11 protein-coding genes are annotated in these 13,926 nt (G+C 67.2%); 3 read left to right on the top strand and 8 right to left on the bottom strand.

The window, feature by feature from the left end; all coding sequences use genetic code 11:
- Positions 1–189 precede the first annotated feature (189 nt).
- The gene (gene gudD, locus ABE459_RS24040; RefSeq protein WP_258705651.1) at positions 190–1,545 is read right to left on the bottom strand and encodes a glucarate dehydratase; all 1,356 of its coding nucleotides are present in this window, start codon (positions 1,543–1,545) and stop codon (positions 190–192) included.
- Between the two features lie 16 nt (positions 1,546–1,561).
- The gene (locus ABE459_RS24045) at positions 1,562–2,899 is read right to left on the bottom strand and encodes an MFS transporter (protein ID WP_125462517.1); all 1,338 of its coding nucleotides are present in this window, start codon (positions 2,897–2,899) and stop codon (positions 1,562–1,564) included.
- Between the two features lie 326 nt (positions 2,900–3,225).
- On the opposite strand from ABE459_RS24045, the gene ABE459_RS24050 reads away from it, so the two are divergent.
- A complete protein-coding gene (locus ABE459_RS24050) occupies positions 3,226–3,930 on the top strand; it encodes a FadR/GntR family transcriptional regulator (RefSeq protein WP_125462516.1) in 705 nt (234 codons plus the stop codon).
- 237 nt (positions 3,931–4,167) lie between these two features.
- Here ABE459_RS24050 and ABE459_RS24055 read toward each other — a convergent pair whose 3' ends face one another.
- Genes ABE459_RS24055 through ABE459_RS24075 form a run of 5 tightly spaced genes read right to left on the bottom strand, consistent with a single transcriptional unit; the run spans position 4,168 to position 10,120 of the window.
- Positions 4,168–4,929, bottom strand: a complete 762-nt coding sequence (locus ABE459_RS24055) for an ABC transporter ATP-binding protein (protein ID WP_346648153.1) — start codon at positions 4,927–4,929, stop codon at positions 4,168–4,170.
- Positions 4,926–5,987, bottom strand: coding sequence for an iron ABC transporter permease (locus tag ABE459_RS24060; RefSeq protein ID WP_346648154.1), 1,062 nt, complete (start codon positions 5,985–5,987; stop codon positions 4,926–4,928). The genes ABE459_RS24055 and ABE459_RS24060 overlap by 4 nt, the downstream gene beginning before the upstream one ends.
- Entirely contained in the window at positions 5,984–7,096 is a 1,113-nt protein-coding gene (locus ABE459_RS24065; protein WP_323830348.1) for an ABC transporter substrate-binding protein, read from the bottom strand. Before ABE459_RS24065 ends, ABE459_RS24060 begins: the two co-directional genes overlap by 4 nt.
- Before the next feature lie 16 nt (positions 7,097–7,112).
- On the bottom strand, positions 7,113–7,793 hold the full coding sequence (locus ABE459_RS24070; protein WP_125462512.1) for a Fe2+-dependent dioxygenase: 681 nt from the start codon (positions 7,791–7,793) through the stop codon (positions 7,113–7,115).
- Complete coding sequence (locus ABE459_RS24075) at positions 7,793–10,120, bottom strand: TonB-dependent siderophore receptor (protein ID WP_323830347.1); 2,328 nt, start codon at positions 10,118–10,120, stop codon at positions 7,793–7,795. Before ABE459_RS24075 ends, ABE459_RS24070 begins: the two co-directional genes overlap by 1 nt.
- Before the next feature lie 182 nt (positions 10,121–10,302).
- Here ABE459_RS24075 and ABE459_RS24080 point away from each other — a divergent pair, with 182 nt between their 5' ends.
- Together ABE459_RS24080 and ABE459_RS24085 are read left to right on the top strand one after the other, a co-directional pair.
- Complete coding sequence (locus ABE459_RS24080) at positions 10,303–11,025, top strand: response regulator (RefSeq protein ID WP_323830346.1); 723 nt, start codon at positions 10,303–10,305, stop codon at positions 11,023–11,025.
- Positions 11,022–12,395, top strand: a complete 1,374-nt coding sequence (locus tag ABE459_RS24085) for an ATP-binding protein (RefSeq protein WP_323830345.1) — start codon at positions 11,022–11,024, stop codon at positions 12,393–12,395. The genes ABE459_RS24080 and ABE459_RS24085 overlap by 4 nt, the downstream gene beginning before the upstream one ends.
- A 393-nt stretch (positions 12,396–12,788) precedes the next feature.
- Here the strand turns inward: ABE459_RS24085 and ABE459_RS24090 are convergent, their stop codons facing one another.
- On the bottom strand, positions 12,789–13,799 hold the full coding sequence (locus ABE459_RS24090; protein ID WP_323830344.1) for an NAD(P)-dependent alcohol dehydrogenase: 1,011 nt from the start codon (positions 13,797–13,799) through the stop codon (positions 12,789–12,791).
- Between the last annotated feature and the right edge of the window lie 127 nt (positions 13,800–13,926).

Here is a 13,926-nt window from a genome sequence, read left to right on the forward strand (position 1 = left end):
GCTGCCCCGGCGTCTGCCTCCGCCTGATCGGCGGCAAAAGGGAGGGCTTTTTTTGTAGGAGCGGCCTTGTGTCGCGATAGGGCCGCAATGCGGCCCCGGCGGTCTATGGGGTAATGCAACTATCTGGGGCCGCTTCGCGCCCCTTTCGCGACACAAGGCCGCTCCTACAGGGCAACGCACCGGCCAGTTTCAACGCACCAGGCAAGGCTTCTTGTTATCGAAGCTCCAACCAGGGATCAGGTACTGCATCGCCACGCTGTCATCACGCGCCCCCAGCCCCATGTTGCGGTAGCACTCATGGGCCTTGGCCAACTGATCTTCATCCAGCTGCACACCCAACCCCGGACGCTCCGGCACCCGCACATGGCCGTCGACGATGCGCAGTGGCTCGCGGGTCAGGCGCTGGCCGTCCTGCCAGATCCAGTGGGTGTCGATGGCGGTGATCTCGCCCGGCGCGGCGGCGGCCACCTGGGTGAACATGGCCAGCGAAATATCGAAGTGGTTGTTGGAATGCGAGCCCCAGGTCAGGCCCCAGTCGTGACACATCTGCGCCACCCGCACCGAGCCCTGCAGGGTCCAGAAGTGCGGGTCGGCCAGGGGGATGTCCACCGCCTGCGACTGGATCGCATGGCCCATCTGCCGCCAGTCGGTGGCGATCATGTTGGTGGCGGTGGGCAGGCCGGTGGCACGGCGGAACTCGGCCATCACCTCACGGCCGGAGTAGCCGTTCTCGGCGCCACAGGGGTCTTCGGCATAGGCCAGCACGGCGTGCTTGTCGCGGCACAGGGCGATGGCCTGTTTCAGTGACCAGGCACCGTTGGGGTCGAGGGTGATGCGCGCCTCGGGGAAGCGTTCTGCCAGTGCGGTGACGGCTTCCATCTCCTCCTCGCCGCGCAGCACCCCGCCCTTGAGCTTGAAGTCGTTGAAGCCATAGCGGGCCTTGGCGGCTTCGGCCAGGCGCACCACCGCCTCCGGGGTCATGGCCTGTTCATGGCGCAGGCGCAGCCAGTCGTCATCGGCGTCGGTCTCGTTGCGATAGGCCAGGTCGGTCCGGTTGCGGTCACCGATGTAGAACAGATAGCCGAGCATCTTCACCGCTTCGCGTTGCTGCCCTTCGCCGAGCAGCGCGGCCATGGGCACGCCCAGGTGCTGGCCGAGCAGGTCGAGCAGCGCCGACTCGATGGCAGTCACCGCATGCACGGTGATGCGCAGGTCGAAGGTCTGCAGGCCACGCCCGCCGGCATCGCGCCCGGCGAAGCTCTGGCGCATGGCGTTGAGCACGCGCTGGTAGTGGCCGATGGGCTGGCCGACCACCAGCGCGCGGGCGTCTTCCAGGGTCTGGCGAATGGCTTCGCCGCCAGGCACTTCGCCCAGGCCTGTGTTGCCGGCACTGTCGCGCAGGATCACCACGTTGCGGGTGAAGTACGGGCCATGGGCGCCGCTGAGGTTGAGCAGCATGCTGTCGTGGCCGGCCACCGGGACCACGCGCAGGTCGGTGACCACCGGGGTGTCGTGTTGAACCTGTGGGATGGTGTGCATGTTCATGGAGTCTCTCTCGCAATCAGTTGGCCGAGGCGGCCTTGAGGTCTTGGGCAGGCACGCCCTTGGCGCGGGTACGGACGAAGAACACCGCGATGGCAGCCACTACCGAGGTCACCGCCAAGCCGTACAAACCGCCCTGGATCGAACCCGTCTGCTGCTCCAGCAAGCCGAAGGTGGTGGGGGCGACGAAGCCGCCGAGGTTGCCCACCGAGTTGATCAGGGCGATCACCGCCGCGGCGATCCGTGCATCCAGGTAGCCCTGGGGGATTGGCCAGAACAGCGACGAGGCCGCCTTGAAACCGATGGCCGCAAAGCACACGGCGACGAAGGCGAACACCGGCCCGCCGGTGGTGGACATGAACATGCCGGTAGCCGCCACCAGCAGCGCCGCCGCCACCCAGGCCTGCTGGAAGCGCCAGCGCCGGGCGCAGGCCGCGAAGCTGTACATGGCGATGATCGAGATCAGCCAGGGGATGGAGTTGAAGAAGCCCACCTGCAGGTCGCTGAGGTCGCCCATGCGCTTGATGATGCTCGGCAGCCAGAAGGTCGCGGCATAGATGGTCAGCTGGATGCAGAAGTAGATCAGGCAGAACAGCAGGATCTGGCGGTCCTTGAGCAGGCTCCAGGACGACGCCTTGACCACCCCGCCCGCCTCGCGCTCACGCTGCTCCTGGTCGATGGCCGCCACCAGCGCGTCCTGCTCTTCGCGGCTCAGCCACTTGGCGTCATGGGGTTTGGAGTCGAGCCAGAAGAACACGAAGAAGCACAGCGCCACCGAGGCCATGCCTTCGATGAACAGCATCCATTGCCAGCCGTGCAGGCCCATGCCCTGGATCTGCATCAGCGCCCCGGCCAACGGCCCGGAGATCAACGAGGCCACGGCCGAGCCACTGAGGAAGATGGCGATGGCCTTGCCGCGTTCGGCGGCCGGCAGCCAGCGGGTGAAGTAGTAGATCACCCCAGGGAAGAACCCGGCCTCGGCAACCCCCAGCAGAAAGCGCAGCACGTAGAACTGGGTTTCGTTCTGCACGAAGGCCATGGCGGTGGCCACCAGGCCCCAGGTGAACATGATGCGGGTCAGCCACAGGCGCGCGCCGACCTTCTGCAGCAGCATGTTCGACGGCACTTCGAACAGCGCGTAACCGATGAAGAACAGCCCGGCGCCGAAGCCATAGGCCGCCGCGCTGATACCCAGGTCACTCTCCAGGTGCGGGCGGACGAAACCGATGTTGACGCGGTCCAGGTAGTTGACGATGAACATGATGACGAACAGCGGCAGGACGTGGCGCTTGACCTTGGCCACCGCGCTGCTCAGCACGGCATCGCGCCCGGCGGACGGATCGAGGGTGTGGTTCACAGGTGTATCTCCCACTAATTGTTTTTGTGCGGGTCGATGGAGGTCCGGGCGTTGGGCAAACACCCTGTTGTCTGACATCCAGGTGAGCGAATCATAGGCGTCGCAAAGTTGTACGACAAGATCGAAAACAGGCAGTAAAAAGCAAAATACAAGTAGATAAAACGCCTAAAAGCAGCGAAAAGATAAAAACAAGTCACCCACGCGCAAGTAACGGCGGCTGGTTAATGGGGTAAATTATTTTCATTTTTTTAACTTGTCGTACAAGCAAGCCTGCTAGGCTCGGCGGATCGGCCAGCCACTTGTGCCGGCGCATCAGCGAGCTCCGCATGGACACCCAAGACACCCCGCGCAAACGCGGCCACAGCCGCGCCCACGACCTGGTCTCCAGCCTGACCCAGCAGATCCTGCTGGGCACCTTCAGGCCCGGCGACCGCTTGCCCTCGGAAAACACCCTGGTGCGTGAACACGGCATCAGCCGCACCGTGGTGCGTGAAGCGCTGTCCAAGTTGCAGGCCTCGGGCCTGGTGGAGCCGCGCCACGGCATCGGCACCTTCGTCATCGAACGCCAGGCCCAGGCCGGCCTGCGGGTGGGCGCCGAAAGCGCCGCCAGCGTGCGTGACCTGCTGGAGCTGCGCATCGGCCTGGAAGGCCAGGCTGCCGCGCTGGCCGCCTTGCGCCGCACCGATCGGCACCTGGCGCAGATGCGCCAGGCCCTGGACGACTATCAAGACCTGGCCGCCGCCGGCGACAGTTGCATCGAAGCCGACCGGCGCTTCCACCTGCTGATCGCCGAGGCCACCGGCAACCTGTACTTCGGCGAGATGATGGCGCACCTGGGCAGCGCGCTGATCCCGCGCAACCGCCTGGCCCAGGCCGACCGCGCCGGGGCCAGGCTGGCAAGGCAGGCGTACCTGGCCAACCTGGAGCACGAGGCGATCCTCAATGCCATCCGCCGCCAGGACCCGGACGCCGCGCGGGCAGCGGTGTGCTTGCACCTGTCCAACAGCCGGGACCGGTTGGTGCCGGATTGACGGGGCGGATTGCCTGCACAGGCCTCATCCCCAGCAAACCGGCATCCACAGGGGGAACACGCCCCCTGTAGGAGCGGCCTTGTGCCGCGAAAGGGCTGCACGGCAGCCCCGGCGATTTATGTTGCGTAGCTGAAAACTGGGGCCGCTTCGCGCCCCTTTCGCGGCACAAGGCCGCTCCTACAGGGGACGTGCAAACCCATTGGGAGGCCGGCTTGCCGGCGACAGGGCCCGCAAAGCTCACCCCACCGCCCGATCCACCAACACCTGCAAACGCCCCCGCGAACAGCGCTCCACCCGCGCCTCGACGCCATACACCTCAGCCAGCAACCCCGGCACCAGCACCTGCTCCGGTGCACCGCAGGCCACCACCCGCCCCGCACTGAGCACCACCAGCCAGTCGGCATGGCTGGCCGCCAGGTTGATGTCGTGCAGCACCGCCACCGCCAGCAAGCGATGGGCGACAACCCGCTCACGCACCGCATCCATCACCCGCAACTGGTAATGCAGGTCCAGCGCGCTGGTGGGCTCATCCAGCAGCAATACTCGCGGGTTGCGCGCCAGCAACTGGGCCAGGGCCACCAGTTGCCGCTGCCCCCCGGACAGGCTGGCCAACGGCTGCTCGGCCAGGTGCTCGATACCCAACCGGCGCAGCGCCTCGAACGCCGTACCCAGCGGGTTGTCGGCCCCGCTCACGCGCAAGCCGACGATGATGCTCTCCAGCACCCCCAGGGCGATCCCCGGGGGCAGTTGCTGGGGCATGTAAGCCAGCCGCCGTGAGCGCTCGGCAACGCCCAGCCGAGTCACCTGATCACCGTCCAGCGTCAGCGAACCCTGCATAGGTTCAAGGCCCGCCAACGCCCGCAGCAAGGTCGACTTGCCCGCGCCGTTCGGCCCCACCAGCGCCACCAGGCTGCCAGCCGGTAACTCAGGCAAGGTCACCTGGTGCAGTACCTGCCGTGCGCCATACGCCACCGACAATTGATCGATCAACAGGCTCACAGGTTTCTCCCCCGGCGGAACACCAGCACCACGAACACCGGCACCCCCACCAGCGCGGTGACGATGCCCACCGGCACGATCACCCCGGGCAGGATCAGCTTGCTGGCAATCGACGACAGCGACAGCAGCAATGCACCCACCAGCGCGCTCGCCGGCAGCAGGAAGCGCTGATCCTCGCCCACCAGCAAACGGGCGATATGCGGCCCCACCAGGCCGACGAAACCGATGGTGCCGACAAAGGCCACGGCCGTGGCCGACAGCAGGCTGATGCGCACCAGCGAGGCGAAACGCAGGCGCCGGGTATCGACACCAAAACTGCGCGCCCGCTCCTCGCCCATGCGCAACAGGGTCATGGCCGGCGCTGCGCGCAGCGAGAAGGGCAACAACACGGCCAGCACCAAAGCGAGGATGCCGAGCTTCTGCCAGTCGGCCCGGGCCACGCTGCCCAAGGTCCAGAACACCAGCTGCTGCAGCACGTCCTCGGTCGCCAGCAATTGCAGCAGCGACACCAGCGCATTGCAGCTGAACACCAGGGCAATGCCGAACAGCACCAGGCTCTCGACGCCGGCGCCGCGCAGCCGCGCCATGGCCTGCAGCAACACCACCGACAGGCAGGCGAAGACGAACGCCATCAGCGTCACCTGCACGCCCGGCGCCAGCCAGGCCACGCCCAGCGGATAAGCGATGGCCAGCGACGCGCCGAGTGCCGCCGCCGACGAAACGCCCAGGGTGAACGGGCTGGCCAGCGGGTTGTCGAGGATCGCCTGCATCTCGGCCCCAGCCAGGGCCAATGCAGCCCCCACCAACACCGCCATCAGCGAATAGGGCAGGCGCACGTTCCAGATGATCACCCGCTCGGTGCCGCTCAGGGTCGCGGGGTCGAGCAGGCCGTGCAGCAATTGCCCCAGGCCCATGCCCGAGGCGCCACTGGCCAGGTCCAGCAACACCGACAGCAGCAACAGCGCCGCCAACCCCAGCACCAGCCCGCTACGCCGCCACAGCACGCGCCGGTAGCGCCCGGCCGCCAGGGCTGCGCCATCCTGCGCCAACGCGGTCACCGGGCGTCGACCCAGTACTGGCCGTCCAGGCCGATGTTCAACAGGCGATTGATCTCGGCCAGGGTGGCCTGCGGGTCGAGGTCCTTGAAGCGCTCGGGGTGAATCCAGCGTGCCATGGCTTCGATGGCGAGGATGTTGAACGGCGAGTTGTAGAAGTCATGCCACAAGCCATGAGCCTGCCCGGCCTGGATCGGCCGCAGCGGCGCGAACTCGGGCCGAGCAGTGATGTGCGCCAGGCTCTGGCGCGCGGTGTCGGTGGCCACGCCGGCCCCCAGCAGCACACCCGGTGCACGGTTGCCAGTGGCGATGTACACGTCGGGGTCGGCCTGCAACACGTACTCGACACTCACGTCGCCCACTGCGCCAGGCACCACATCGGCGCCGATGTTATGCCCGCCGACGGCCGCCACCAGGCTGCCCAACCCACTCTTGCCGGTGGTGTGCCCCGGCGCCTGCCAGACCCCGGCCAGCAGTTCGAGGAACACCTTCGGTCGCTGGCTGTCGGGCAGCCCGACCACCGCGTCGGTGACCTGTTTCAGGTGCCGGTCATACAGGCTCAGGTATTGCTCGGCCTGCTGCTCACGGTCGAGCAACGTGCCGAGCGCACGCAGGCTGACCCGGGTGTTCTCGATCGGGTGCACGCGAAAGTCGATGAACAGCACCGGCACACCGGCCTTGGCCAGCAGGTCGGCCACCGGGCTGTGCTGGGTCGGGCCCTCACCGGCAATGCTGAACACCGCCAGGTCCGGCTTCAAGGCCAGGATCTGCTCGGCGCTGACGCTCTGCTCCGAGGCCTGGCCGATCAACGGCAGCTTGCCGATCTGCGGATAGCGCTGGGCGTACGCCGCATAGGTGTGCGGGTCGAGCAGGCGCATGTCGTTCTGCCAGCCGACCACCCGCCCGAAGGGGTTGTCGCGGTCGAGCAAGGCCAGGGCGAAGAACAGCCGGCCCTCGCCGAGCACTATACGCTGCGGCGTGTGCTCGACCGTGACCGTGCGCCCGAGCACATCGGTGACCTGCACCGCGCTGGCCGGTTGCGCCAGGCCAAGCCAGGCACCGAGCATCAAGGGCAGCGCCAGCAGGCGCCGCCAGGACAGTGGTTGAAACATGGGTGACCTCCCAAGGTCAGGTGTCGCCCCAGCGACGGAGCAGGTTGTGGTACACGCCGGTCAGTTCCAGCAACGAACCGGCGTCGGCCTGTTGTGCCGTCAGGCGCTGGATCGCCACGTCCATGTCCAGCAGCAGGCTGCGCTGGCTGTCCTCGCGCACCAGGCTTTCGATCCAGAAAAACGCCGCCAGGCGCTCGCCCCGGGTCACAGGCGCTACCCGGTGCACACTGCTGCCCGGGTACAACACCAGGTGCCCGGCCGGCAGCTTGACCTGACGCTCGCCGAAGGTGTCGCGGATCACCAGTTCGCCGCCGTCGTAGCTGTCCGGTTCAGCCAGGAACAAGGTCGCCGACAGGTCTGTACGTACCCGCTCGCGCACGCCCTTGATGCCGCGGATGGCGTTGTCGATGTGAAAGCCGAACCCCTCGCCCGCCGCGTAGCGATTGAACAGCGGCGGGTAGATGCGCTTGGGCAGGGCGGCGGACATGAACAGCGGGTTGTCCGACAGCCGCTGCAGGATCAGCCCGCCCAACTGGCGGGCGACCGGGTCGTCCTCGTCCAGCTGGCGGTTGTGCTTGGCCTGGGCCGACTGCACGCCGGCCGTGGCCTTGCCATCGACCCAGGGCTGCGCCAGCAATTGCTGGCGCAGTTCGCGCAGTTCGTCAGCGCTGAACAGGTTTTCGATCTGCACCAGCATCAGAAGCTGTAATCCACGCTGGCGGTCAGGGTGCGCCCGGCCCCCGGCACGCCGTACAGCTGGAAGCCGTCGAGCGAGGCGCCGACGCGGCTGTAGTAGAAGGTGTTGAACAGGTTCGACACGTTCAGGTTGAGCGTGGTCTGGCTGTCGACCTTGTAGCGCGCCGCCAGGCTGTGCAACCAGTAGGACGGCGCCTTCTCATGGTCGCGGGTGTAGACCGTGTAGACCCCGGTCGGGCCGTTGGCGTAGCTGCTGTTGTTGTTCAGCCCGCCGACGTACTTGTTGTCGCTGTAGCGGCGCCGGCCCACGTAGTCGGCCCCGTAGCTGACGCTGAGCTGGTCGGTGAGGTCGTAGGTGGTCCACAGGTTGGCGGTCAGGTCGGGGACGTTCTTGGCTTCCTCGCCCTTGTTGGCGCCCTTGGTCTGGCGGCTCTTCATCACGGCGAAACCGGCATAGGCCGACCAGCGCTGGGTGAGCTGCCCCTGCAGGCCCAGCTCGAGGCCATCTACCCGCTTGGCCGGCAGCGCACGCACCGGCGAGGTCTCGCCTTCGCTGTATTCCCAGCTGTCTTCGAGCTCGGTGCGGAACAGTGCGGCAGTCAGGTTCAGGCGCTCGTCGAGCAGTTCCCACTTGGTGCCCAGCTCGTAGGTTTTCGATACCGCCGGCTTGTAGGCCTCGGTGCTGGCCGCGCCGTAGATCTGGTTGTTGGTGCTGGCCCCCACCGCCGACGGCTGCGCGGCCTGGCTGTAGGACAGGTAGATGCTGCCGTTGGGCAGCGGCTTGTAGACCACCCCGGCACGCCCGCCGAAGGCATCGTCGCGGCTACTGCTGCTGCCGGTGGAGCGCTCGCTGTCGACCTGCCAGTGGTCGTACCGCAGGGCCAGCAGCAGTTGCCATTGCGGGTCCAGGGTGACGGTGTCGGAGGCGTACAGGGCCGCGTCCTTCACGACGCTGCGCGGGTCGCCGTAGCCCTTGTCGGTGCGGGTCGAGGCAAAGCTGTGGGCCGGGTCGGACAGGTTGAAGAACATCGAACCGTCCGGCACCTTCATGCTCTTGTGCAGGCCGCCGTAGGTTTCGCGGTACAGCTCAACACCCGTCACGGCCTCGTGGTGAATGCCACCGGTGTCGAGGTTGAAGCGCAGGTCGGTCTGGTTGTCGACGATCTCGTAGCGCTTGGACAGGCCGAAGTCGCTGCCGCGCAGGTAGCCGTAGCCACTGGCACTGTTGGCGTAGTCGGTGTAGGCGCTGATGCCGTTGACCGAGCTGCGCGGCCCCAGCCCGACATAGCCCAGGCTGGCGCAGCGGGGGCCGGTGCAGGTGCGGCTGCCATCGGCATTGGCGGCGACGAAACGGGCCGGCGACAGCACCGCCCAGTTGTCGGTCTGCTGCCAGCGCAGCTGGTTGCGCAAGGTCAGGTCGTCGCTGAAGTCGTGCTCGAACAGGCCGGTCAGCGAGCGGGTTTCGCTGCGCTGGGTATACAGGCTCGAATCGCCGTACCAGGCATCGCGGTCGACGCCCGGCATGCGCTTGCCATCGGTGCCGCGCTGGATCGGTACACCGCCATCCGGAGTGTTGCGGTCTTTCTGGTAGAACGCGTCGAACCACAGCCGGGTGTCGGTGCCCAGGCCGAAACCGAACGAGGTGGCCAGGCCCCAGCGGTCGTAGTCCACCTCGTCGCGCTCGGCCACCGCGTTGTAGTGCTTCATCAGGTTGACGCGCACGGCGCTGGTGTCATTGAGCTGGCGGTTGACGTCGGCGGTCAGGCGCTTGTAGTTGTCTGTGCCGATGCCCGCCGAGAGCTTGCCGGCATCACCCAGGTGCGCGCGCTTGCTGACCAGGTTGACGCTGCCGCCCACGGCCGACACGCCCGACTCCACGGAGCCGGTGCCCTTGTAGACCTCGGCCTGCTCCAGGTTGAAGGTGTCGTTGCGGCTGGCCATGCCGGCGTCGCGCACGCCATCGACGGTCATGCTCTGCTCGGCGGCAAAACCGCGAATGGAGAACAGGTCACCCCAGCCCAGGTTGCCCTCACCCGACATGAAGGTGATGCCCGGCACATTGCGCAACACCTCCTGCAGGCTCTGCGCGTTCTGCTCCTCCAGCACCGCGCGCGGCACCACGCTGATGCTCTGCGGCGCGTCCAGCAAGGGCGTGGTGATCTTGCTCGAGGTCACCGTGTCGACCTTGTAGCGGTCCTGCTTGCCGTCCACCCGGGTGGCGGGCAGGTCGAGCGTGTCGGCCAGGGCTGGCAAGGCGCAGGCGCCCAGCATCAGGCCGAAGGCCGGCGCCAGGGTCGCCGGGAGGCGCGGGGAGGATGCGTGGGGCATGTGAAGTCCTTAAAGAAAATCAGTCGCATTTGAGTGGCGCAATTCTAAAGACGGCCCCACGCCATCTTGTGTGCGCAAATGTACGGCCCGGCAGGCCTTCGGTCGCCCAAAACATTCCGTTACATTCGCTGAAGCAAGCGCGGTGTAAGGTGCCCTGCGCTTCCAACCAACAGGCCCGCCCCATGTCCAAGCCCGACCACATCCTGATCGTCGATGACGACCCCGAGATCCGCCAGTTGCTGTCCCTCTACCTGGAAGAAGCTGGCCTGCGCACGTCGGTGGCGGCCCATGGCCGCGACATGCGCCGCTGCCTGGCCGAGCGCCTGGTCGACCTGGTGGTACTGGACCTGATGCTGCCCGGCGAAGACGGCCTGACCCTGTGCCGCGAGCTGCGGGTGCAAAGCAATATCCCGGTGATCATGCTGACCGCCCGCGGCACCCTGGTGGACCGCATCGTCGGCCTGGAGATGGGCGCCGACGACTACCTGGCCAAGCCGTTCGACCCACGCGAGCTGCTGGCGCGGATCAAGGTGGTGCTGCGCCGCACCCAGAGCTTCCCCGAGCGCGCCCGTGTGGATGAGGCCAGCCAGCTGCGCTTCGCCGGCTGGCGCCTGGACACCGCCACCCGCCAGTTGCGCTCGCCTGATGGCCTGGTGGTCAGCCTGGGCAGCTCCGACTACCGCTTGCTGCGGCTGTTCCTGCAGCACCCCAACCGCGCCCTGAACCGGGATTTTTTGCTCAACCATGTGTTCGACCGCGAGCGCGAACCCTTCGACCGCAGCATCGATGTGTGCGTCAGCCGCCTGCGCCAGCACCTGGGCGACCACCCGCGCAACCCGGCGCTGATCCGCACCGTGCGCAACGAGGGCTACATGCTCACGGTCAATGACGTGGCCAGCGAATGAAGCGCGGCTGGCCACGTTCGCTGCATGGCCGCCTGGTGCTGATCCTGGTCGGTGGCATGCTCGCCTCGCAGCTGCTCACCAGCAGCATCTGGTACGAAGTGCGCCAGACCCAGGTGCTGGAAATCCCCCTGCGCCTGCTCGCCGGGCGCCTGGCCGACCTGTTGCAGGTGGCCCGCGAGCGCCCGGCGCAGTTGCCGGCGTTGCTCGAAGGCATGGCGTCGTCGCGCTGGCAGCAGTTGCCCGCAGCGCCGGCCGGGCTCGCACCGGCCACGCCCGAGCAGGACGCCCTGCTGCGCCGGTTGCTCAGCGAACGCACCGGCGCGCCGGCGCCCCTGCGCCTGCTGCACCTGCAACTGCTCGCCCCCGACAACCAGCCCGGTGGCGCCGGCCTGCTGATGCGCGGGGCGCCGGCCAGTGTGCGCAGCGTGGTCGAGCTGACCCTGCCCGACGGCCAGTTGCTGTACCTGCAAAGCACCGAAGACCAGGGTTGGCGCAGCGCCTCGATCGGCTCGCTGGTGTTCGATTTCCTGCTGCGCATCTACCTGCTGCGCACCGTGGTAGTGGTGCTGCTGGCCTTGATCGCGGTGCGTATCGCCCTGCGCCCGCTCAGGCAGATGGCCGCCGCCGCCGAAGCCCTGGGCCAGGATATCCACCGCCCGCCGCTGAACCTCGATGGCCCCCAGGAGGTGCGCCAGGCGGCCCAGGCGTTCAACGCCATGCAGCAACGGCTGATCGACAGCATCGCCGAGCGCACCCGTTTCTTTGCCGCCGTGTCCCACGACCTGCGTACGCCCATCACCCGCCTGCGCCTGCGCACCGAACTGCTGGGGCAGGAGAACCTGCGCCAGCGCTTTCGCGCTGACCTGCAGCAGATGGAAGACATGGTGGCCGCCAGCCTGGACTTCTTGCGCAGCGGCGAGCTGGAAAATGCCCGCGAGCCTGTGGATATCGACGCGCTGCTGCGCGCCCTGCAGGCCGACTTCGAAGACCTCGGTGGCGAGCTGCGCCTGCACGGCCAGGCCCGCCCGCTCAACGCCCACGCCAGCGGCCTGCGCCGCTGCCTGCAGAACCTGCTGGACAACGCCCACCAGCATGCGCCGGGGCCTGTGGATATTGAGGTGCACGATAGCCCGGAGCGCTTGCGTATCCAGGTGGGTGACCGTGGGCCGGGTATCGCCAGCGAGCACCTGGGCCAGGTGCTCGAACCGTTTTATCAGGTTGACCCGTCGCGCAGTGGTGGGGGGCATGGCCTGGGGCTGAGCATTGCTGCCGGTATCGCCAGCGCCCATGGTGGTTCGCTGACGCTGGGGGCGCGGCTGGGGGGTGGGTTGCTGGTTACTGTGGATTTGCCTCGTGCGGGCGGGGCGTGATGGCTTGCTGGTGTTTGCCGACAGGGTTGCAGTGCCTGTGAGATCGAGCGCCGCCCGCGCGGCGCATCGCTGGCAAGCCAGCTCCCACATCTGTTTCGGGCCAATTATGCCTGTGAGGGTACCGCTGCCCGCCTTGCTGCATGTCTCAAGTCAGGCGAGGCGCCAGTGGTGCCCACCTCAATACCGCGTCGTGCCAACAAGGCGTACAGCGATGAAACAACAGGAGTAACTGGCCCGAAACAAATGTGGGAGCTGGCTTGCCAGCGATGCGCCGCGCGGGCGGCGCTCGATCTCAAGGGCGCTGCAAATCCATCGCCATGCACCTGTTCGCCCAAATGCGATCCCATGACGAACACCTACATGGCCCCCGCCTCAAAAGCCCTGACCAGCAGCTCACCAACTCAAGCAAATCTTCCCAAAATGCTTGTTGCTCTCCTGATACCTGAACGCCTCGACGATCTGCTCCAACTCAAAGTGTTTGTCCACCACCGGCCGCAAGCCATTGGCATCGATAGCGCGAACCATCGCCTGCTGCTGCTCGCGGCAGCCCACCAGCACCCCTTGCAGGCGAATCTGCCGCACCAGCGCCTGAACCAGCGGCAACTGCCCGGCCACGCCAGTGAGGATGCCGATCAACGACACATGGCCACCAATCCGTGCGGCGATCATCGATTGCTCGAGCGTGGCCGGGCCGCCCACCTCGATCACATGATCGACACCACGGTTGTCGGTGAGCTTGCGCACCTGCTCACCCCACGCCGGGGTGGTCTTGTAATTGATCAGGTGGTCGGCGCCCAGCGCCTTGAGCCGTTCGAGCTTGGCATCGCTGGACGAGGTGGCGATCACCGTGGCGCCGGCCAGCTTGGCGAACTGCAGGGCGAAGATCGAAACGCCGCCGGTGCCCTGCACCAGCACCGTGTCGCCGGGCTTGAGGTGGTCGTCGCTCATCAGCGCCCGCCAGGCGGTAAGGCCGGCGGTGGTCAGTGTGGCCGCCTCGGCGTGGCTGTAGCCTTTGGGGGCGTGGGTGAAGGACGTGGCGCGGGCGGTCACCTGCTCGCGGGCATAGCCGTCGATGCCGTCGCCGGGCACGCTGGCGAAGCCTTCGACCTGGGCCTGGCCGGCGAGCCAGTCGGGGAAGAAGGTGCTGACCACCGCATCGCCGACCTTGAACTCAGTGACCCCAGCACCGACCGCGGTCACCTCGCCGGCGCCATCGGCCATGGGGATGCGCCGCTCGCTCGGGCCCCACATGCCGCTGACCACGGCGAAGTCATGGTAGTTGAGGGAACTGGCGTGCAGGCGCACGGTGATTTCGCCGGCGCAGGGCGCGGCGGCTTCGCAGGTGCCGACCTGGACCTTGTCGTAGCCGCCGCCGGGGAGGACGTAGATCGCCTTGCTGCTCATTCGAGGGGTCTCCATCGAGGGGAAAGGTGCAGAGCAGCTTAGACAGGTCTGACCGATCGCGGGGCAAGCCCGCTCCCACCCGCACGGAGACAAGCCCCGGGGGCGGGGGCGCCGGCCTGACCCCCGC

Source organism: Pseudomonas sp. TWI923, from assembly GCF_039673365.1.
Lineage (GTDB): Bacteria > Pseudomonadota > Gammaproteobacteria > Pseudomonadales > Pseudomonadaceae > Aquipseudomonas > Aquipseudomonas sichuanensis.

What these genes read in the sequence shown, in the direction of transcription:
- ABE459_RS24085 (WP_323830345.1), top strand. Translation starts at nt 11,022, where the DNA reads ATGAAGCGCGGCTGGCCACGTTCGCTGCATGGCCGCCTGGTGCTGATC.
- ABE459_RS24075 (WP_323830347.1), bottom strand. Translation starts at nt 10,120, where the DNA reads ATGCCCCACGCATCCTCCCCGCGCCTCCCGGCGACCCTGGCGCCGGCC.
- ABE459_RS24065 (WP_323830348.1), bottom strand. Translation starts at nt 7,096, where the DNA reads ATGTTTCAACCACTGTCCTGGCGGCGCCTGCTGGCGCTGCCCTTGATG.
- ABE459_RS24070 (WP_125462512.1), bottom strand. Translation starts at nt 7,793, where the DNA reads ATGCTGGTGCAGATCGAAAACCTGTTCAGCGCTGACGAACTGCGCGAA.
- gudD (WP_258705651.1), bottom strand. Translation starts at nt 1,545, where the DNA reads ATGAACATGCACACCATCCCACAGGTTCAACACGACACCCCGGTGGTC.
- ABE459_RS24080 (WP_323830346.1), top strand. Translation starts at nt 10,303, where the DNA reads ATGTCCAAGCCCGACCACATCCTGATCGTCGATGACGACCCCGAGATC.
- ABE459_RS24050 (WP_125462516.1), top strand. Translation starts at nt 3,226, where the DNA reads ATGGACACCCAAGACACCCCGCGCAAACGCGGCCACAGCCGCGCCCAC.
- ABE459_RS24090 (WP_323830344.1), bottom strand. Translation starts at nt 13,799, where the DNA reads ATGAGCAGCAAGGCGATCTACGTCCTCCCCGGCGGCGGCTACGACAAG.